At 73.3% G+C, this 18,766-nt stretch carries 22 protein-coding genes and 1 tRNA gene; 8 read left to right on the top strand and 15 right to left on the bottom strand.

Going from position 1 to position 18,766, the window contains the following annotated elements:
• The first annotated feature begins 83 nt into the window (after positions 1-83).
• The 3 genes from bcp (at position 84) to ZF1_RS06470 (ending at position 1,310) form a co-directional block, all read left to right on the top strand.
• Positions 84-551: a thioredoxin-dependent thiol peroxidase gene (gene bcp, locus ZF1_RS06480; RefSeq protein ID WP_308818288.1), complete on the top strand. Its 468-nt coding sequence runs from the start codon at positions 84-86 to the stop codon at positions 549-551.
• 35 nt (positions 552-586) lie between these two features.
• On the top strand, positions 587-1,237 hold the full coding sequence (locus ZF1_RS06475) for an HNH endonuclease signature motif containing protein (RefSeq protein WP_482636731.1): 651 nt from the start codon (positions 587-589) through the stop codon (positions 1,235-1,237).
• A tRNA-Leu gene (locus tag ZF1_RS06470) sits at positions 1,237-1,310 on the top strand. Before ZF1_RS06475 ends, ZF1_RS06470 begins: the two co-directional genes overlap by 1 nt.
• An 18-nt stretch (positions 1,311-1,328) precedes the next feature.
• Here the strand turns inward: ZF1_RS06470 and ZF1_RS06465 are convergent.
• Positions 1,329-2,042 carry a TVP38/TMEM64 family protein gene (locus tag ZF1_RS06465; RefSeq protein ID WP_482636730.1) on the bottom strand — a complete coding sequence of 238 codons (714 nt, stop codon included), beginning with the start codon at positions 2,040-2,042 and terminating at the stop codon, positions 1,329-1,331.
• A 177-nt stretch (positions 2,043-2,219) separates the two neighbouring features.
• Here ZF1_RS06465 and ZF1_RS06460 point away from each other — a divergent pair, with 177 nt between their 5' ends.
• Entirely contained in the window at positions 2,220-2,618 is a 399-nt protein-coding gene (locus ZF1_RS06460; protein WP_062404267.1) for a carboxymuconolactone decarboxylase family protein, read from the top strand.
• A 4-nt stretch (positions 2,619-2,622) separates the two neighbouring features.
• Here the strand turns inward: ZF1_RS06460 and ZF1_RS06455 are convergent, their stop codons facing one another.
• The 10 genes from ZF1_RS06455 to ZF1_RS06410 all read right to left on the bottom strand — a co-directional run bounded on the left by ZF1_RS06455 (position 2,623) and on the right by ZF1_RS06410 (position 9,142).
• Entirely contained in the window at positions 2,623-3,312 is a 690-nt protein-coding gene (locus tag ZF1_RS06455) for a non-canonical purine NTP pyrophosphatase (RefSeq protein WP_482636729.1), read from the bottom strand.
• Complete coding sequence (gene rph / locus ZF1_RS06450; RefSeq protein ID WP_482636728.1) at positions 3,309-4,109, bottom strand: ribonuclease PH; 801 nt, start codon at positions 4,107-4,109, stop codon at positions 3,309-3,311. The genes ZF1_RS06455 and rph overlap by 4 nt, the downstream gene beginning before the upstream one ends.
• A gap of 22 nt (positions 4,110-4,131) precedes the next feature.
• Positions 4,132-4,917: an MBL fold metallo-hydrolase gene (locus ZF1_RS06445; RefSeq protein ID WP_482636727.1), complete on the bottom strand. Its 786-nt coding sequence runs from the start codon at positions 4,915-4,917 to the stop codon at positions 4,132-4,134.
• Between the two features lie 8 nt (positions 4,918-4,925).
• Positions 4,926-5,327: a hypothetical protein gene (locus tag ZF1_RS06440; protein WP_482636726.1), complete on the bottom strand. Its 402-nt coding sequence runs from the start codon at positions 5,325-5,327 to the stop codon at positions 4,926-4,928.
• Positions 5,320-5,694, bottom strand: coding sequence for a hypothetical protein (locus ZF1_RS06435; protein ID WP_482636725.1), 375 nt, complete (start codon positions 5,692-5,694; stop codon positions 5,320-5,322). Before ZF1_RS06435 ends, ZF1_RS06440 begins: the two co-directional genes overlap by 8 nt.
• Positions 5,695-5,756: 62 nt before the next feature.
• Positions 5,757-6,587, bottom strand: coding sequence for a glutamate racemase (gene murI / locus ZF1_RS06430; RefSeq protein ID WP_062400757.1), 831 nt, complete (start codon positions 6,585-6,587; stop codon positions 5,757-5,759).
• 3 nt (positions 6,588-6,590) lie between these two features.
• On the bottom strand, positions 6,591-7,187 hold the full coding sequence (locus tag ZF1_RS06425; RefSeq protein ID WP_357437401.1) for a rhomboid family intramembrane serine protease: 597 nt from the start codon (positions 7,185-7,187) through the stop codon (positions 6,591-6,593).
• Positions 7,188-7,246: 59 nt separating this feature from the next.
• On the bottom strand, positions 7,247-8,194 hold the full coding sequence (locus ZF1_RS06420) for a PLP-dependent cysteine synthase family protein (protein ID WP_073576169.1): 948 nt from the start codon (positions 8,192-8,194) through the stop codon (positions 7,247-7,249).
• A gap of 62 nt (positions 8,195-8,256) precedes the next feature.
• Complete coding sequence (locus ZF1_RS06415) at positions 8,257-8,532, bottom strand: MoaD/ThiS family protein (protein WP_073576170.1); 276 nt, start codon at positions 8,530-8,532, stop codon at positions 8,257-8,259.
• A 115-nt stretch (positions 8,533-8,647) separates the two neighbouring features.
• Positions 8,648-9,142, bottom strand: coding sequence for a M67 family metallopeptidase (locus ZF1_RS06410; RefSeq protein WP_083474908.1), 495 nt, complete (start codon positions 9,140-9,142; stop codon positions 8,648-8,650).
• Positions 9,143-9,276: 134 nt separating this feature from the next.
• Between ZF1_RS06410 and ZF1_RS06405 the strand changes: the two genes are divergently transcribed.
• Positions 9,277-10,962: a bifunctional metallophosphatase/5'-nucleotidase gene (locus ZF1_RS06405; protein ID WP_350589870.1), complete on the top strand. Its 1,686-nt coding sequence runs from the start codon at positions 9,277-9,279 to the stop codon at positions 10,960-10,962.
• A 16-nt stretch (positions 10,963-10,978) separates the two neighbouring features.
• On the opposite strand, the gene ZF1_RS06400 is transcribed toward ZF1_RS06405, so the two are convergent.
• On the bottom strand, positions 10,979-11,530 hold the full coding sequence (locus tag ZF1_RS06400; protein WP_100879829.1) for a DUF2017 domain-containing protein: 552 nt from the start codon (positions 11,528-11,530) through the stop codon (positions 10,979-10,981).
• A gap of 2 nt (positions 11,531-11,532) precedes the next feature.
• On the bottom strand, positions 11,533-11,841 hold the full coding sequence (clpS, locus tag ZF1_RS06395) for an ATP-dependent Clp protease adapter ClpS (protein ID WP_060710877.1): 309 nt from the start codon (positions 11,839-11,841) through the stop codon (positions 11,533-11,535).
• A 38-nt stretch (positions 11,842-11,879) separates the two neighbouring features.
• Here clpS and ZF1_RS06390 point away from each other — a divergent pair, with 38 nt between their 5' ends.
• Positions 11,880-13,166, top strand: a complete 1,287-nt coding sequence (locus tag ZF1_RS06390; RefSeq protein WP_337826484.1) for a nicotinate phosphoribosyltransferase — start codon at positions 11,880-11,882, stop codon at positions 13,164-13,166.
• A gap of 3 nt (positions 13,167-13,169) precedes the next feature.
• Positions 13,170-13,745 carry an isochorismatase family protein gene (locus ZF1_RS06385; RefSeq protein ID WP_482636724.1) on the top strand — a complete coding sequence of 192 codons (576 nt, stop codon included), beginning with the start codon at positions 13,170-13,172 and terminating at the stop codon, positions 13,743-13,745.
• 110 nt (positions 13,746-13,855) lie between these two features.
• Here the strand turns inward: ZF1_RS06385 and ZF1_RS06380 are convergent, their stop codons facing one another.
• Entirely contained in the window at positions 13,856-15,697 is a 1,842-nt protein-coding gene (locus ZF1_RS06380; RefSeq protein WP_482636723.1) for a BCCT family transporter, read from the bottom strand.
• A 741-nt stretch (positions 15,698-16,438) separates the two neighbouring features.
• Between ZF1_RS06380 and ZF1_RS06375 the strand changes: the two genes are divergently transcribed.
• Complete coding sequence (locus ZF1_RS06375) at positions 16,439-17,587, top strand: aromatic ring-hydroxylating oxygenase subunit alpha (RefSeq protein ID WP_482636722.1); 1,149 nt, start codon at positions 16,439-16,441, stop codon at positions 17,585-17,587.
• Positions 17,588-17,870: 283 nt separating this feature from the next.
• Here the strand turns inward: ZF1_RS06375 and purU are convergent, their stop codons facing one another.
• Complete coding sequence (gene purU / locus ZF1_RS06370) at positions 17,871-18,719, bottom strand: formyltetrahydrofolate deformylase (RefSeq protein ID WP_062400750.1); 849 nt, start codon at positions 18,717-18,719, stop codon at positions 17,871-17,873.
• Between the last annotated feature and the right edge of the window lie 47 nt (positions 18,720-18,766).

Below are 18,766 nucleotides of genomic sequence, written 5' to 3'. Positions count from 1 at the left end.
CACTCCGTCCACAACCGGACGGTCCGTCCACAGGCCGCGTGCTCGGCGCCGAGGACGAGGACACGGGTGGCACGCTGATCGTCATGAGCACACGGCTGCAGGCGGGCGACACCGCCCCCGACTTCACCCTCGACGACGCCGACGGCACGCCCGTCTCCCTGGCGGACTACCGCGGCCGCAAGGTCGTCGTCTACTTCTACCCGGCGGCGAGCACCCCGGGCTGCACGAAGGAGGCCTGCGACTTCCGCGACAACCTCGCCGAGCTGAACGGCGCGGGCATCGACGTGCTGGGCATCTCCCCGGACAAGCCCGCCAAGCTCGCGACGTTCCGCGACAACGAGGAGCTGACCTTCCCGCTGCTGTCCGACCCGGACCGCGGGGTCCTCACCGCCTGGGGCGCCTTCGGCGAGAAGAAGCTCTACGGCAAGACGGTCACCGGGGTCATCCGCTCCACCTTCCTGGTCGGCGAGGACGGCACGATCGTCGACGCGCAGTACAACGTGAAGGCGACCGGGCACGTGGCGAAGCTGCGCCGGGACTGGAAGGTCTGATGCCCGTCCGGCCGGCGGGCGCGGGGTGAGCGGACGTGCCCCGCGCCCGCCGGTGGACCGACGACGAGCTGGTCGCGGCGGTGGCGGTGTCGCGACGGTCGAGCGAGGTGTGTCACCGGCTGGGCATCCGGCCCGGGCGGTACGACCAGCTGCGAGCCCACATCGTCCGGACCGGCGCGGACGCGAGCCACATCCCGGGCGCGCTCGACCCCGGGCACCGCAACCACCGACGGCGCTACACCGACGGCGAGCTGCGGGCGGCCGTCGCGGCCGAGGTCAGCGTGCACGCCGTGCTCCGGCGGCTCGGGTACGAGCCCAGCGGCGGCATGTTCCGGGCGGTGGTCGCGCACATCCGGACGCTCGAGCTCGACACGACACACTTCACGGGGCGTTCCTGGGCCCGGGGCCGGACCTTCCCGGGGCGGCGGGCACGCCCGCTGGCGGACATCCTGGTCCGCGGGTCGAGCTACCGCAGCAGCGCGACCCTGCGCCGGCGGCTCGTCGCGGAGGGGCTGAAGGCCGCGCGGTGCGAGGGGTGTGGCCTGACCGAGTGGCAGGGACGACCCGTCCCGCTCCAGCTCGACCACGTGAACGGCGACCACACCGACAACCGGCTCGAGAACCTTCGTATCCTGTGCGCGAACTGCCATGCCCTCACCGCTACCTGGTGCGGCCGAAAGAACTAGCCGGCGTACTCCAACTGGCAGAGAGACACGGTTTAGGTCCGTGCAAGTGCGGGTTCGAATCCCGCCGCCGGCACGCGTCGCGTCGCCCGCCTCACCCGGCGGGCGGCGCGGTCCCGGCCGGCTCCGCGCCTCCGGGCGCGACGCCGTCGGTCTCGTCCGGCAGCGGCCGCCGTGCGGCGAGCAGCACCCCGCCGAGACCGAGCACCGCGCAGATCCCGGAGACCAGCAGCAGGGCCGGCGGTACGTGCCCGGTCACGGCGTCGCCGAGCGCGACGACGGCGATGGTGCTCGGCGCCGACCCGATCACGGTGCCGACCAGGTAGGGCCAGAACCGCACCTGGGACAGCCCGGACAGGTAGTTGAGCACCGCGAACGGCACCATCGGGATCAGCCGCAGCGACGTCACCGCGAGCACGCCGTGGTGGTCGAGCCTGCGGCGCACCCACACCGCGCGCGGGTGGCCGGCGTAGCGGGCGACGAGCCGCCCGCCGGTGGCCCGGACGAGCGCGAACGCCACGACCGCGGACAGCGCGGTCGCGAACAGGGTCAGCGCCGCACCGCCGACGGCGCCGAACAGCACCCCGGCGGACACGGTGAACACCGTCCGGGGGAAGGGCGGGACGTTCAACGCGACCTGGAGCAGCACGAACACGACCGGGCCCCAGATCCCGGCGGCCTCCACGGCCCGGCGCAGCTCACCGAACCGGGGGACGGCGGACAGCCCCAGGGACCGGGCCACGAGTACGACGAGTGCGGCCGCGAGCACCAGCCCGAGGCAGCCCAGAAGAAACCGCCACCACCGCACGGAGATCACGGTACCGAGACCCGTGCCGGTGCCGTCGGCCGCGGTCGTCGCACGTGACCGGACTCCCCCGTGTGCGTCACCGGCCGCGACCGTCCGCGTGGCCGGGCACCTCCGGGCGCGCCACCGGTCGCGGTCGGCGCGCGTGCCGCCGCGGCCGGCCGTGAGAGGCTGCCGGCCATGAGCGACTCGGGTATCGACCCCGCCGAACTGGACGCCGACGGGCTGGCCGTGCGCCGCGAGGTCCTCGGCTCGGACTACGTCGACGCGGCGCTGGGCCGCGTCGACGACACGACCGCGGACTTCCAGAAGCTGATCACCCGCTACGCGTGGAACGAGATCTGGACCCGCCCCGGGCTGGAGCGCCGGATGCGCTCGGCGGTGACGCTGACCGCGCTCGTCGCGCACGGGCACTGGGAGGAGTTCGAGCTGCACGTGCGGGCGGCCCGGCGCAACGGCCTGACCCGCGACGAGATCGTCGAGATCATCCTGCAGACCGCGATCTACTGCGGGGTCCCGGCGGCGAACTCGGCGTTCCGGATCGCGCAGCGCGTCCTGGCCGAGCCCGCTCCCGAGTAGTCCCTCAGCCGTCGGCGAGCAGCGCCTGCAGGTGCGGGACGAGCGCGCGCAGCGCGGTCCCCCGGTGCGAGGCGGCGTCCTTCTCCTCGGCGCTGAGCTCGGCCGAGGAGCGGTCGTCGCCCTCCGGGGCGAAGATCGGGTCGTAGCCGAAGCCGTTCTCACCCCGCGGGGCGCGCAGCAGGGTGCCGCGCCACGTCCCGTGCACCACGGTGCGCCCGGGCACGGAGGCCTCCGCGTCCGGGCCGCCGGTGCCGTCGGTGTCGCCGGGGGCGGGGTCGGAATCGGGGCCTGCGGTGGCCGCGTCGGGCGTCACCAGCGCGGCGGCGCACACGAACGCGGCGCCGCGGCGCTCGTCGGGGACGTCGGTGGTCTGCCCGAGCAGCAGCTGCAGGTTGGCCTCGTCGTCGCCGTGCCGGCCGGACCAGCGGGCGGAGAAGATGCCCGGCATGCCGTTCAGGGCGTCGACGGTGATGCCGGAGTCGTCGGCGATCGCGGGCAGCCCGGTCGCGGCGGCGGCGTCGCGGGCCTTGGCGAGCGCGTTCGCGGCGAAGGTCGCGCCGGTCTCGGGGGCCTCCGGGAACCCGGGGACGTCGGCGAGCCCGACGATCTCCACCCCGGAGAGCCCGGCGGCCTCGGTGATCCGGCGCAGCTCGACGAGCTTCTTGGCGTTGCGGGTGGCGAGCAGGATCCTCACGCGTCGCCCTCCCCCGCGGTGTCCGGGACGTCGGCGGCGGCCTGCGCGGCGATCTTCGGGTGCGGCGCGGCGAGCACCTCGACCTGCAGGCGGGCCAGTTCGGCGATACCGGCGAGTGCGGAGTCCAGCATGGCGTCGAGGGTCGAGCGGGAGAACGTGGCGCCCTCGCCGGTGCCCTGGACCTCGATGAGGGTGCCGGTCTCGGTGGCGACGACGTTCGTGTCGACCTCGGCCCGCGAGTCCTCGGAGTAGGGGAGGTCGAGCCGGACGCGGCCGTCGACGACGCCGACCGACACCGCGGCGACCTGGCAGGAGATCGGCTTGGGATCGGACAGCTTGCCCTGCTCGCCGAGCCAGGTGACGGCGTCGCACAGGGCCACGTAGGCACCGGTGATGGCCGCGGTGCGGGTGCCGCCGTCGGCCTGCAGGACGTCGCAGTCGATCGCGATCGTGTTCTCGCCGAGCGCGCGCAGGTCGATGCAGGCGCGCAGGGACCGGCCGATCAGCCGGGAGATCTCGTGGGTGCGGCCGCCGATCCTGCCCTTCACCGACTCCCGCGACGAGCGGGTGTCGGTCGCCGAGGGCAGCATCGCGTACTCGGCGGTGACCCAGCCGAGGCCGGATCCCTTCCGCCACCGCGGTACGCCGTCGGTGACGCTGGCGGCGCACAGCACCTTCGTGTCCCCGAACTCCACCAGCACCGATCCCGCAGGGTGCTTCTGGAAGCCCCGGGTGATGGTCACCGGCCGCATCTCGTCGTCGGTCCGGCCGTCGGCCCTGCCCTCTGTTCGTGTCACCCGGCCATCGTAGGAAGCCGGTTCAGACCTCGAACACCGCGTCGGGCCAGGCGAGCTCGACGGTCCCGCCGAAGGCCGCCTTGGCCTCGGCACCGAGGAGCTCGCGGTCGAACCAGGCCGGGACGTGGGTGACGACCAGGCGCCGGGCCCCGGCGGCCGCGGCGTGCTCGCCCGCCTCCCGTCCGGACAGGTGCACCCCGGGCGGCCCGGCCTCGGCGTGCGGCCAGCTGGCCTCGCAGAGCAGCAGGTCGGCGTCGCGGGCGGCCTCGACGAGCCCGGGGCAGGCGGCGGTGTCCCCGGAGTAGGTCAGGACCCGGCCGCGGTGCTCGAGGCGCAGCGCGTAGGCGGGGCAGACGTGCACGACCTCGTACGCGGTGACGGTGACGGCGTCGTCCCCGGTGCCGACGGTGAACGGCTCGCCGACCACGAGGTCGTGGAAGGAGAAGACGTCGGTGAGATCGGTGCGGGCGTAGTCGGCCTCGGTGACGGCGTCGGCGCGGGCGAAGCGGGTGTGCGCACCGGCCGGGGCGTGCACGGCCAGCTTGCGCGCGGTCGCGTCGAACGGGGGCCGGGGGTGGTAGCGACGGTGCACCACCAGCGACGGGAAGTCCGAGCAGTGGTCGGGGTGCAGATGGCTGAACACCGCGGCGTCGAGGGAGAACGGGTCGGCGTGCCGTTGCAGGGCGCCGAGGGTGCCGTTGCCGAGGTCGAGCGTGAGGCGGGTCGTCCCGGCCTCGACGAGGTAGCCCGATGCCGGGGACTCGGGTCCGGGGCCGCTGCCGGAGCACCCGAGAACGATCAGCCGCATGCGCGACCCTAACCCGATCGTGAGGTACGCCGCAGCCACCAGAGCCCGACGAACGGCAGCACCAGCGGGACGAAGCCGTAGCCGGCGCCGAAGTGCGACCAGACCGTCTCGCGGGGGAAGTCGGCGGGGACGAACGTGGTGAACGCGCCGACGGCGAGCACGCCGACGAGCTCGAACACCACGGCGGACCAGGCGAGGCGGCGGAAGCCGGGGCCGGTGCCCGCCAGACCGACGGTGGCCAGGATGTAGACGAAGCCGGCGAGCGCGGACAGCGCGTACGCGAGCGGCGCGTCACCGAAGCGTTCGGCGATCTGCACGCCGGCCCGCGCCGAGGCCGAGAGCGCGAAGATGCCGTAGACGGCGATGAGGATGCGGCCGGGCCCGGTGGCGGTGGCGCGGGGCTCAGGCACCGGGCACCCCCGGGATCCACAGACCCTGCAGGCGCAGTACGGCGACGAGCGTCCCGACCGCGCCGACGGCGATCACGGCGCCGCCCCAGCGGCTCGGCTCGGCGGTGGCGAACTGCAGCGCGATCACCGGGACGCAGACCGCGACGGCGAGGTAGATGAGGAAGGTCGACTGCTCGGGCAGGGTGACCCCGCCGAGCAGGACCCGATACGCCGCGATCGCCGCCTGCACGACGATGAGTGCCACACAGATCCCGACGGCGACGGTGTGCACCCGGCTCGGGGGCCGGTTCAGCGCCGTCGTGACCAGCCCGAACAGCGCGGTGGCCGAGAGCGCCACGGTGATCACCAGGACGAGCGTTCCGATCACGGCGGGAACGCTACCCCCCGCTCCCGGTGCGGCGCGGAGGACCCGCCCGTCGCGGCCGGTGGTCAGGCGGACGGGAGCGCGGCGCCCGCGCGGCCCACGACCGAGCCGATCTCGGGGCCGAGGAAGCGGCGGCCGAGCCGGGCGAAGGGTTCCGGGTCGCCGGTGGCGAGGAAGCGGTGCGGCGCGGGCGGAGTCGTGTCGTCGCGCAGCAGGTCGTGCGCGTGCAGGGTCCGGACCAGGGTGCGAGCTGTCTCGTCGGCCGAGGACACCAGCGTCACGTCCGGGCCGAGGACGATCTCCAGCACCCCGGACAGCAGCGGGTAGTGGGTGCAGCCGAGGACGACGGTGTCGACCCCGGCGCGCTGCAGCGGTTCCAGGTACCCCTGGGCGACGCCGAGGACCTGGCGTCCGCTGGTGGTGCCGCGCTCCACGAAGTCGACGAACCGGGGGCAGGCCACCGAGGTGATCTCGGTGTCGCGGGCGGCGTCGAAGGCGTCGGCGTAGGCGCCCGAGGCGATGGTCGCGGCGGTGCCGATGACGCCGATCCGGCCGTTGCGGGTGGTGGCGACGGCGCGGCGCACGGCCGGGCGGACGACCTCGACCACCGGGACCGGGTAGCGCTCGCGGAAGTCGGCGAGACAGGCCGCCGAGGCGGAGTTGCAGGCGATGACCAGGGCCTTGACCCCGGAGTCGACGAGCTCGTCGCCGATGGCGAGCGCGAGGCGCCGGATGTCGGCCAGCGGGCGCGGCCCGTAGGGACTGTGCGCGGTGTCGCCGACGTAGACGATCTGCTCGGCGGGCAGCAGGTCGATGACCGAGCGGGCGACGGTGAGTCCCCCGACTCCGGAGTCGAAGATGCCGATCGGGGCGTCGATACCGGGCGCGTCGCTCACACCCTAGGAGGGTAGGCGGTCGGCCTTGGCCACCCAGTAGGCGGCGACGACGCCGCCGACCGCGCCGAACAGATGGCCCTGCCAGGACACCGACGGGTCCGACGGCAGCACGCCCCAGAGGATCGAGCCGTAGAACAGGAAGAGCACGAGGGCGAGCAGGATCTGCCTGCCGTTGCGGGCGTAGAACCCGCGCACGAGCAGGAACAGGAACCAGCCGAAGACGATCCCGGACGCGCCGATCACCGGGGCCGGCGACACGAGCCACACCCCCAGCCCGCTCACCAGCCAGATCGTGGCGGTGACCGCGAACCACTGCACCGGCCCGCCGGACATCGCGAGGAACCCGAAGATCAGGAACGGCAGGCTGTTCGCGGCGAGGTGGGCCCAGTCGTCGTGGACCAGCGGCGCGGTGAGGACACCGGTGAGCCCCTCGGTGCTGCGGGGGTAGATCGCGGCGGCGGACTCGACCATGCCGCCGGAGGCCTGGTCGACCGCCTCGAACACGTAGAGCGCGGCGGTGAACACCAGCATGATCACCGCGGCGCGCACCGGTGCCGGCGGCAGCACGCGGGCGGGACGGCCGTCCGAGAGCGCGGTCATGTCACCCACGGTACCGGCCTGGCCGCCCGATTCGCCCGTTACGTACCGGTTCGGCCCGGTCAGGCCCAGAGGTGACCGTCGATGCCCTGCGCGGCCGTGCCCAGGTCGCCGGAGTAGGCCCCGGTGGACAGGTACTTCCAGCCGCCGTCGCACACGATCATGACGACGTCGGCGCGCTGCCCGGCGTCGAGCGCCTTGTTCGCGACGCCGAGCGCGGCGTGCAGGATCGCGCCGGAGGAGATCCCGGCGAAGATGCCCTCCTGCTCGACGAGCTGGCGGGTGCGGCGCAGCGCGTCGTAGGAGCCGACCGAGAACCGGCCGGTCAGCACGGTCTCGTCGTAGAGCTCCGGGACGAAGCCCTCCGAGAGGTTCCGCAGGCCGTAGACGAGCTCGCCGTACCGGGGCTCCGCCGCGACGACCTGCACGTCGGGCTTGTGCTCGCGCAGGTAGCGCCCGGCGCCGACGAGGGTCCCGGTGGTGCCGAGCCCGGCGACGAAGTGGGTGATCGACGGCAGGTCGCGCAGGATCTCGGGGCCGGTGCCGCGGTAGTGCGCGTCGGTGTTGGCCGGGTTGCCGTACTGGTAGAGCATCACCCAGTCCGGGTGCTCGGCCGCCAGCTGCTTGGCGACGGCGACGGCCTGGTTCGAGCCGCCCGCCGCCGGCGAGGAGATGATCTGTGCCCCGTACATCGCCAGCAGCTGGCGACGCTCCTCGGAGGTGTTCTCCGGCATCACGCAGATGATCTCGTAGCCCTTGAGCCTCGCGGCCATCGCGAGCGAGATCCCGGTGTTGCCCGAGGTGGGCTCCAGGATCGTGCAGCCGGGCGTGAGCAGCCCCTGCTTCTCGGCGTCGGTGATCATCGCCAGCGCGGGCCGGTCCTTGATCGAGCCGGTGGGGTTGCGGTCCTCCAGCTTCGCCCACAGCCGCACGTCCTCCGACGGCGACAGGGACGGCAGCCCGACCAGCGGGGTGTCGCCGACGGCGTCCAGCAACGAGTCGTAACGCACGGGTTCTCCTCACACGACGGCACCGGGCGGGGACGCCGCCCGGTGCCGGGGTCCGGTGGGGCTCAGCGACCGCCGGCCACGGCCGGGAGGATCGTGAACGTGGAGGACTCGGAGACCGGGGCCTCCAGGCCGCCGGCGAAACGGATGTCCTCGTCGTCGACGTAGATGTTGACGAAGCGGTGCAGCTTGCCGTCGGTGATCAGACGGTCCTTGATGCCGCTGTGCCGCGACTCCAGGTCGTCGATGACCGCCGAGACGGTGTCGCCCTTCGCCTCGACGGTCTTCTCACCGTCGGTGTGCGTGCGAAGGATGGTGGGGATGGAGACGGAGACGGCCATCTCTGTGATCACTCCTGGTGGGTCGCTCTGGCGTGGATTTCTCACGCGCGACAACGCGGCCGGAGTACGGCGACATTCCCGCGCGACCTCCGGCGCGGGTGCGCGAGAGGGTCGATCAGGCCCGGTCGGGCACGTCGTCGGAGCCGGTGTGGGAGAACATGTAGGACTCCACGACCGCCAGCTCGTCCTCCACGACCTCGCCGTCGGCGAGGTGGTAGGAGCGCACCTCGGGCTCGGCGTCGGCGGTGGCGAGGCCCACGATCAGCCAGTGCTGGTCGGGGGTCCACTCCATCTGGGCGACGTCCTTGGGCGACGGGTAGGCCTCGGGCAGGCCGGTGTGCGCCACCGGGCGCCGCGGCAGCCGCGTGTGGGAGTGGACGACGAGCATGCGGCGCTCACCGGCCGCGTCCAGCTCGCGCTCCAGGCGGATGTCCTCGGCCGGGGCGAAGGCGAAGTCGCTCGCCACCTCGTCGGCGTTGGTCATCGGCACGTAGCGCTCGGGGTGCTCGCCGGCCTCGGGACCGACGAGCTGCCCGCACGACTCGACCGGGAAGTCCCGGCGGGCATGCGCGACGATCGCATCGACGAGGTCGGACCGGAGGACGAGCACGGCCCGAGGATACGCGGCCACGGCCACGGGACCGAACACCCGCCGGGCCGGAACCGCCCGTTCACGCACTCGACACCACGGTCGGTGATCCCGGCCACGGCCTCCCGTACGGGGGTGCGGCCATACTGCCCTGCGTGCCCTCCTCCGGTCGCCGTGTCGGACTCGTCCTCGCCGCCGTGCTCGTCGTCGTCCTCGCGGTGGGGGTCACCGTCGAGGCGGTGACGCTCTCGGGTCGCCCCGCCGCGGGCGCGCCGGGCTCCGGCACGGTGCGGCTCATCGCACTCAACGACCTGCACGGCAACCTGGAGCCGCCCTCGGGGACCTCGGGCCGGGTGACCGACGACGCCGGCGCGCAGGTCGAGGCCGGCGGCACCGCGTTCGTCGCCGCGCACGTCGCGGCGCTGAGGGCGCAGGCCCCGGCGAGCGTGGTGCTGTCCACCGGCGACAACGTCGGCGCGTCCCCGCTGGCGTCGGCGCTGTTCCGCGACGAGCCGACCGTCGAGGTCCTGGAGCGGATCGGCGTCGCGGCGTCCGCCGCGGGGAACCACGAGTTCGACGAGGGCATCACCGAGCTGCGCCGGCTGCAGCGCGGCGGCTGCCACCCGGCCGACGGCTGCCGCTTCACCCCGTCCTACGACGGCGCGTCGTTCCCGATCCTGTCGGCGAACGTGACCGAGGGCGGGAAGCCCGCGCTCGCCGCGTCGACGGTGGTGGAGACGGGCGGCGCCCGGATCGGCGTCATCGGCGCCACCCTGTCCGAGCTGCCCGACCTGGTCTCCCCCGACGGCATCCGCGGCCTGGAGGTCGGCGACGAGGTCGCCGCGGTCGACGCGGCGTCGCGCGAACTGACCGCGCAGGGGGTGCGGGCACAGGTGCTGCTGCTGCACCAGGGCGACGAGGCGACCGGCGACGGCGGCCCGGACGCCTGTGCGATCGAGCCCGGCGGGCCGGGGTCGCGGATCGCGGCCGCGGTGTCCGCCGACGTCGACGCGGTGTTCTCCGCGCACACCCACCAGCAGTACGCGTGCTCGGCGACAGACCCGGCCGGGAACCCGCGACCGTTCGTGCAGGGCCTGTCGTCCGGCAGGTTGCTGTCGGTGGTCGACCTCGCCCTGACCGGCGACGGCGACGTGGACCGCGGCGCGACGACGGCCCGCAACGAGGTCGTCACCCGCGACGTCGCCCCCGACCCGGCCGTCGCCGACATCGTCGACCGTGCGGTCGCGCAGTCGCGGCCGCTGGCCGAACGGCCGGTCGGAACGGTGACCGGGCCGCTGCTGCGTGCGGCCGCACCGACCGGGCTGTCCCCGCTCGGCACGGTCATCGCCGACGCCCAGCTGGCGGCCTCGCGCGGTGACGGCGCACAGCTCGCGCTGACCAACCCCGGCGGGGTGCGCGCGGACCTGGTGCCGGGCCCGGGCGGGCGGGTCACCTACGGGCAGGCCTACACGGTGCAGCCCTTCGGCAACATCCTGCAGACCATGACGCTCACCGGCGCTCAGCTGCGCGCGGTGCTCGACCAGCAGTTCACCGTCGACGACGGTCCGACGGTGCTGCAGAGCTCGTCGAACCTGCGTTACACGGTGGTGGCCGGGAACCGGGTCGGTGACATCTCCATCGGCGGCGTCGGAGTCACCGACGACGGCCGCTACCGGGTCGCGACGAACAACTTCCTGTCCGCGGGCGGCGACGGCTTCGACACCTTCACCGCCGGGACCGAGCTGGTCGGCGGCCCGGTGGACCTCGACGCGTTCGTCGCGTACCTGGGCGCGAACCCGGGCCTGGCCGCGCCGTCGACCGACCGGATCGTGCGCCGCTGAGGGTCGGCCGGGCGGGTCAGAGCCCGCGGACGCGGACCCGGACCAGGGAGTCCTGCACGTAGGTCAGCCAGTGGTAGACGCCCAGGTGCTGGGCCCGCGGGTCGTCGTCGGACAGCTGCTCGGGCATGTCCTCGTTCACGTCGAGGGCGGTGCCGAGCGCGAGCCGCACGTCGTTGAGGGCGGCCAGCCAGGCGTCGACCTGGGCCTCGGTGAGCTCGAGCCGTCCGCCCGCCTCGGGCAGGGTGTCCAGGACGGTCGCCGCGGCGGTGTCCTTGGCCTCGATCAGCGACGGCTCGTGCAGCGAGCGCATCCCGCCGGCGAGGTCGGAGTCCTCGGTGGTGAAGTCCGGCAGCAGCCGGGCCAGCACCCGGTCGGTCGGCCGCGACGTCGGACCGGTGCGGATGCCGGTGAGTTCGGCCAGCTCGTCGGTGGGCGCGAGCTCGGCACGACCGGCGAGCATCTGGCGGATCTCGACGAACAGCCCCCGCAGGACGACGGCCTCCTCACCGGAGAACCCGGACGTGTAGCGGACGCGGTCGCCCCGGCCGCTGCGCTTCCAGCCGTTCACGCTCAGGCCCGCTGCATGGTGGCCCACAGGCCGGCCGCGTGGAGCTGGGCGACGTGGCCCTCCACGGTGTCCTTGTCCCCCGCCGACACCGCGGCGCGTCCCTTGTGGTGCACGTCGAGCATCAGCGCGGTGGCCTTCGCCTCGGGGTAGTGGAACACCTTCTGCAGCACGTAGGTCACGTACGACATGAGGTTGACCGGGTCGTTCCAGACGATGGCCTGCCACGGCGTGTCGGGGCCGGCGGACTCGTCCAGGTCGGGCGTGACCTGCTCGGTGGGCGCCGGGGACGGCGCTGGGGACGGCGCGGACATGCACCCCATGGTGGCACAGGAGCCGTAGGCTCCCGGCCATGACCGGCACGGCCCTGCTGACCGACCGCTACGAGCTGACGATGGTGGCGGCGGCCCTCGCCGACGGCACCGCGGAACGCCACTGCGTCTTCGAGCTGTTCGCGCGGCGCCTGCCCGACGGGCGCCGCTACGGCGTCGTCGCCGGGACGGGGCGGCTGCTGGAGGCGCTGGAGCGCTTCCGGTTCTCCGCCGCCGACCTGGAGTTCCTCGCCCCGGTCGTCGACGCGGCGACCCTGGAGCGCCTGGGCGACTACCGCTTCTCCGGTGACGTCGACGGCTACCCGGAAGGCGAGCTGTACTTCCCCGGCTCCCCCGTCCTCACCGTGACCGGCACCTTCGCCGACGCGGTGATCCTGGAGACCGTCGCCCTGTCGATCTACAACCACGACTGCGCGATCGCCTCGGCGGCGGCCCGGATGGTGACCGCGGCGGCCGGCAGGCCGCTCATCGAGATGGGCTCGCGGCGCACCCACGAGGAGGCCGCCGTGGCCTCGGCCCGGGCCGCGTACCTGGCGGGCTTCGCGACGACGTCGAACCTCGCCGCGGGCGCCCGGCACGGCATCCCGACCGCGGGCACCGCCGCGCACGCCTGGGTCCTGCTGCACGACGACGAGCCGGCCGCCTTCGCCAGCCAGGTCGCCGCGCTGGGCACCGGCACCACGCTGCTCGTCGACACCTACGACATCCGCCGCGGCATCGAGCACGCCGTGGCGGCCGCCGGGCCCGGGCTGGGTGCGGTCCGCATCGACTCGGGTGACCTCGGCGAGCTGGCCCGCCAGGCCCGCGAGCAGCTCGACGCGCTCGGCGCCACCGGCACCCGGATCGTGCTGTCCGGCGACCTCGACGAGTACGCGATCGCCTCGCTGCGCGCCGAGCCGGTCGACTCCTACGGCGTGGGGACCTCGGTGGTCACCGGGTCGGGCTCGCCGACGGCCGGGATGGTCTACAAGCTCGTCGAGGTCGACGGGCGCCCGGTGGCCAAGCGGTCGAGTGCGAAGGAGTCCCGCGGCGGGCGCAAGGCGGCGCTGCGCCGGTTCAAGCCGACCGGGACCGCGGTCGAGGAGGTCGTGTACCCCTACGGCACCGACCCGGTCCTCGGCCCGCACGACCGGGCGCTTCCGGTGCCGCTGGTGCGGGACGGGAAGGTCGTCGCCGACGACGTCGTCACCGGGCTGGAGGCCGCCCGGGAGCGGCTGCGGACGGCGCTGGTCGCCGTACCGTGGGAGGGGCTGAAGCTGTCCCGCGGCGAGCCTGCGATCCCGACCACCTTCCTCACCGGGAGCTGAGCCATGGCACGAGCGTTGATCGTCGTCGACGTCCAGAACGACTTCTGCGAGGGCGGCGCCCTCGCGGTGGCCGGCGGGGCCGCCGTGGCCGCCGGGATCGGGCCGCTCGCGACCGCCGGCCGCGACGGGCGGGTCTACGAGCACGTCGTCGCCACGAGGGACGTGCACGTGGACCCGGGGCCGCACTTCTCCGACACCCCGGACTTCGTCGACTCCTGGCCGCCCCACTGCCGCGCGGGGACGCCGGGCGCGTCGTTCCACCCGGCGCTGGACGTGGCGCCGATCGAGTGCGTCTTCGACAAGGGCGCCTACACCAGCGCCTACTCCGGGTTCGAGGGCGCCAGCGCGAACGAGTCGGGCACCCCGCTGGGCGACTGGCTGACCGAGCGCGGGGTGACCGAGGTCGACGTCGTCGGCCTGGCGACCGACCATTGCGTCCGGGCGACCGCGCTCGACGCGTCCCGGCTCGGGCTGGCGACGACGGTGCTGCTGCACCACTGCGCGGGGGTGGCACCGGAGACGACGGAGCGGGCGCTCGCCGCGCTGACCGGGGCCGGCGTGGAGCTCCGGACCGCCTGACCCCCGGCGGCCCGGCGCCGGACCGGCCGGGTAAGCGCTCGTGGCGCGCACCCGGCCGGGTGCCGGTGCTGCGGTGCCGGTGCTGCGGTGCCGGTGCTGCGGTGCCGGACTCAGTGCCGGTCGGCCGTGCCGACCGGGGCGGGCCGGTCGTCGTCGGGCCGGCCGACCGGGGCGAGGGGGTCGACGACGGCGACCGGGACGGGTTCGGCCCGGTCCCCCGCCCCGTCGGCCGCCGCCGGCGCGGCGGCGGTCGCAGCGGGGTGGGTGCCGTCCGGGGAGGCGGGCTCACCGGAGTCGTCCTTCGCGAAGGACCCGACCTTCACATAGAAGTCGTCGCCGTGGTTGTCGGTCGCCCACTCGACGGCCTGCTCCATCACCTCGGCGCTCTTCTCGGCGCGCAGAATGACCTTGTCCCGGCGCACGTCGCGGTGCAGCGCCAGGCACAGCAGCACCATGATCACCACGAACGGCGCGGCGACCAGGATCGTCAGGTTCTGGATGCCCGACAGGGCGTCCTCACCCCCGGTGACCAGCATCAGCACCGCGACAGCGCCCATCGCGGCACCCCAGAAGACCACGACCCATCTGCTCGGCTCGATGGTGCCGCGCTGGGACAGCGTGCCCATGACGATCGACGCGGCGTCGGCGCCGGACACGAAGAAGATCGCCACCAGGACCATGACGAGCAGGCCGGTGGCCGTCGCCCAGGGGTAGGCGGCCAGCATCTGGAAGAGCTGGACGTTGGAGTCGTCGGAGAACTGCGCACCCTGCTGGGCCTGGGTGATCGCGGTGCCGCCGAAGATGCAGAACCAGATTAGCGAGACCAGGCTCGGCGCGAGGATGACGCCGCCGACGAACTCACGGATGGTGCGCCCGCGCGAGATCCGCGCCAGGAACATGCCGACGAACGGCGTCCACGAGATCCACCACGCCCAGTAGAAGACGGTCCAGCTCGACAGCCACTCGAGCATCGGCTCGCCGCCGACGGCCTCCGTGCGCCCGACCATCTCGAAGAACTGCGCGAAGTAGGCGCCCAGCGCGGTCGGCACCAGGTCCAGGATGATCACCGTCGGGCCGACGACGAACACGAACAACGCCAGCGCCCCGGCCAGCACCATGTTGGTGTTGGACAGCCACTGGATGCCCTTGGCGACGCCGGACACCGCGGAGAGGATGAACGCCGCGGTCAGGACGACGATGATCGTCGCGAGCACGCCGGCCCCCGGCACCCCGTCGACCCAGCCGACGGTCTGCATGCCGCCGCCGATCTGGAACGCGCCGAGACCGAGGGACGCGGCCGAGCCGAACAGCGTCGCGAAGATCGCGAGGATGTCGATCGCCCTGCCGATCGCCCCGTCGGCGGCCTTCTGCCCGATCAGCGGGACGAACGCCTGGCTGATCAGCTGCCGCCGGCCCCGACGGAAGGTGGAGTAGGCGATGGCGAGACCGACGACGGCGTAGATCGCCCACGGGTGCAGGGTCCAGTGGAACAGCGAGGTCGCCATCGCGACCTGCATGGACTCGGTCGTCGCCGGCGCGGCGGACCCGGGCGGCGGGGACCGGAAGAAGGTCAGCGGCTCGGTGACCCCGAAGAACATCAGCCCGATGCCCATGCCGGCGGAGAACATCATCGCGATCCACGAGACCGTGCGGAACTCGGGCTCCTCGTCGTCGGCGCCGAGCTTGATGCGCCCGAACCGGCTGAAGGCCAGGAACAGTGCGAAGGCGACGAAGGCGGTCGCGGCGAGGATGAAGCCCCAGCCGCCGCCACGCATCAGTCCCTCGATCATCCCGGACGCGGTCGTGCGCAGGCTCTCCGGCGACGCGACCCCCCAGACGACGAACAGCAGCGCCAGCGCGGCCCCGATCCCGAAGACCGTCCAGTCCGTGCGGGGTCGTTCCGGGGGTGCTCCGGGGTCCTCGGTACACGACCGGGGATCGACTTGCGTCATGACGTCTCCACCTCTGTCCGGGTGCGGGGGAAGTGCGGTCCGTGCGCCGCTCCGTGGGTCGTGCGGTCGTGCGGTCCCGCGGCCGGGGTCGCCCGGCGCGACGGGTGAGGGGGCGGGTCCCTCCGGCCGCGCAGGCGGCGCCGGAGGGGCGGCGGCCGGCCGGGACCGAGCCCGGCGTCACCTGCTCCCCAGATACTCGATTAATATATCTGTGCACGTTATGGTGACCCCGGAGCGGCGGTCAAGACCTCGCCAGCCGCCCGGAGCCCGCCGACACCGGAGTCGCCACCGTGCCCCCAGCAGTTCCGTCGCCCCACCCGCGGCGACCGGTCCACACCCCGGGCCTGCACGAACACCACCACCGCGGCCCCTTGACACCGACCCGGGAGACGCGCTCCCATCATGGTGCGCATTGAGCGACTCGTTGCTTGTTACGCAACAGTTTCCGGTGTTTCTCGTGTATTTCCGCGGCCCCGATCGCCGCCGTCGTCGTCGCATCGGAATCCCACTGCAGGAGGTGATCCGCTGTGCCGCAACGCTTCCACCGTGACCGCACGCCGGTCGCCGCCGGCGCCCGGCCGTCGCGTGGGCCCCCGGACCCGCGGCGCCGGCCCCCGTGACACACCGATGCCGTCGCACCGATCCCGAGCTCGGCCCGCCGGACACACCCCCGTCGAGGCGCCCGACCTCGCGCCAGACCCGCAGCCGTACGCCCGACCGTCGCCCACGAGGAGCACCGCCATGACGACCGGTGAGTTGTCGACCCCCGCCACCGAGGGGCAGAGCCTCCCGGACAGCCTGCGAGAGACCCTCGCCGGCCACTACTACACCGACCCCGCGATCTTCCGGGCCGAGCAGGACAACATCTTCCACAAGACGTGGTTCTGCGCGGTGCTGGCCGCGGACCTGGACAAGCCCGGCGCGTTCGAGACCGTCCAGATCGGACGGGAGAGCGTGATCGTCACGCGGGCCAGGGACAACTCCGTGCGGGCCTACCTCAACGTCTGCCGGCACCGCGGCGCGCGGCTGTGCACGGAGGAGAAGGGCGAGGTCAAGCGCTCCTTCCAGTGCCCGTACCACGCCTGGACCTACGGCCTGGACGGCAAGCTCATCGCGGCGCCGAACCTCGGCTCGATGCCCGACGTCGACAAGGTCGAGTACGGCCTGCACACCGTGCACGTCCGCGAGTGGCTGGGTTACGTCTGGCTGAGCCTGGCCGAGGAGCCGCCCTCGTTCACCGAGACGGTGATCGGTGACGTCACCACCCGGCTCGGCTCGCCGGACGCGATCGTCGGCTACGACGTCGAGAACCTGAAGCTCGGCCGGCGCATCTCCTACGACGTCAAGGCGAACTGGAAGCAGATCGTCGAGAACTTCATGGAGTGCTACCACTGCGCGACGATCCACCCCGAGCTCACCGAGGTGCTGCCCGAGTTCGCCGACGGCCTCGCCGCCCAGTACTTCGTCGGGCACGGCGCGGAGTTCGGCGAGGAGATCAAGGGGTTCACCGTCGACGGCTCGGAGGGGCTCACCCGCATCCCGGGCGTCGCGCAGGAGCAGGACCGCCGCTACTACGCCATCACCGTGCGGCCGTCGGTGTTCGTCAACCTGGTCCCCGACCACGTGGTGTTCCACCGCATGTTCCCGCTGACCGCCGAGCGGACCCTGGTCGTCTGCGACTGGCTCTACCTGCCCGAGGTCGTCGACTCCGGCGCCGACATCGACCGCTCGGTGGAGCTGTTCCACCGGGTCAACGTCCAGGACTTCGACGCCTGCGAGCGCTGTCAGCTCGCGATGGACTCGCGCTCCTACGAGAAGGGCGGCGTGCTCGTGCCCAGCGAGCACCACATCGGCGAGTTCCACGACTGGGTGCGTGACCGGGTGGGCTGATCCCGTTCCGTCCCGTTCCGTCCCGCACCATCACGACCGCCCCGCCCGGCCCGCCGGCGCGGGGCGTTCGTGCGCCCCACTCCCCCTTCCCGCCCCCCGGCATCGGGCAGAAGTGCACGAACACCGTGGCACCTCACCACGACGCGTGGCACCCCACGCGTCGGGTGCCACGAGACGCGAGGTGTCGCCGGGCCGGGCAGCGGCAGGCGGGACACGACCGACAGAACGCGGAACGGCCCCGCCCCCGCGGTGCGGGGACGGGGCCGTGGAGGCCGGAGCGGCGTCACCGGAAGACGACCGTGCTGCCGCCGGTCAGCAGCACCCGTCGCTCGCAGTGCCAGCGCACCGCGCGGGACAGGGCGAGCGCCTCGGCGTCGCGGCCGACCATCTGCAGCGCCTTCGGGTCGTAGGAGTGGTCGATCCGGATCACCTCCTGCTCGATGATCGGGCCCTCGTCCAGGTCCGGGGTGACGTAGTGGGCGGTGGCGCCGACCTGCTTGACGCCGCGCTCGTAGGCCTGGTGGTAGGGGCGGGCGCCCTTGAAACCGGGCAGGAACGAGTGGTGGATGTTGATCGCCCGGCCCTCGAGGGCCTTGCAGGTCTCGTCGGAGAGCACCTGCATGTAACGGGCGAGCACCACCAGCTCGGCGTCGAACTCGTCGACGAGCGACAGCAGCCGCGCCTCGGCCTCGGGCTTGGTCTCCGCGGTCACCGGGACGTGCACGAACGGCAGCCCCGCCGCCTCGGCCATCGGGCGCAGGTCCTCGTGGTTGGACACGACGGCGACGATGTCGGCGCCGAGGCTGCCGGCCCGCCAGCGGAAGACGAGGTCGTTGAGGCAGTGGCCGAGCTTGGAGACCATCACCAGGATCCGGGCGGGGACGCCGTCGGTGAAGGTGAAGCTCATGCCGAACTCCGCCGCGACCGCCTCGAAGTCGCGACCGACCGCGTCGAGGTCCACGTCCTGCTCCGCGCCGACCTGGGTGCGCAGGTAGAGGCGGCCGCGCAGCGGGTCGTCGAACTGCTGGTACTCACCGATGTCGCAGCCGTGCTCGAACAGGAACGCGCTGACCGCCCGCACGATGCCGGTGCGGTTCGGGCAGTCCAGGGTCAGGATGAAGGAACGGGACACGGCGGCCTCTCCTCGGTCGGACGCGGTCCGCGGAGACCGCGGCACGG

The organism is Pseudonocardia sp. ZF1 (assembly GCF_056835605.1).
Note: the sequence above shows the minus strand (reverse complement) of the source record. Positions and strands in the feature narration are given on the sequence as shown.

What these genes read in the sequence shown, in the direction of transcription:
- ZF1_RS06375 (WP_482636722.1), top strand. Translation starts at nt 16,439, where the DNA reads ATGACGACCGGTGAGTTGTCGACCCCCGCCACCGAGGGGCAGAGCCTC.
- ZF1_RS06445 (WP_482636727.1), bottom strand. Translation starts at nt 4,917, where the DNA reads ATGCGGCTGATCGTTCTCGGGTGCTCCGGCAGCGGCCCCGGACCCGAG.
- ZF1_RS06380 (WP_482636723.1), bottom strand. Translation starts at nt 15,697, where the DNA reads ATGACGCAAGTCGATCCCCGGTCGTGTACCGAGGACCCCGGAGCACCC.
- ZF1_RS06385 (WP_482636724.1), top strand. Translation starts at nt 13,170, where the DNA reads ATGGCACGAGCGTTGATCGTCGTCGACGTCCAGAACGACTTCTGCGAG.
- ZF1_RS06415 (WP_073576170.1), bottom strand. Translation starts at nt 8,532, where the DNA reads ATGGCCGTCTCCGTCTCCATCCCCACCATCCTTCGCACGCACACCGAC.
- ZF1_RS06390 (WP_337826484.1), top strand. Translation starts at nt 11,880, where the DNA reads ATGACCGGCACGGCCCTGCTGACCGACCGCTACGAGCTGACGATGGTG.
- ZF1_RS06425 (WP_357437401.1), bottom strand. Translation starts at nt 7,187, where the DNA reads ATGACCGCGCTCTCGGACGGCCGTCCCGCCCGCGTGCTGCCGCCGGCA.
- clpS (WP_060710877.1), bottom strand. Translation starts at nt 11,841, where the DNA reads ATGTCCGCGCCGTCCCCAGCGCCGTCCCCGGCGCCCACCGAGCAGGTC.
- ZF1_RS06460 (WP_062404267.1), top strand. Translation starts at nt 2,220, where the DNA reads ATGAGCGACTCGGGTATCGACCCCGCCGAACTGGACGCCGACGGGCTG.
- bcp (WP_308818288.1), top strand. Translation starts at nt 84, where the DNA reads ATGAGCACACGGCTGCAGGCGGGCGACACCGCCCCCGACTTCACCCTC.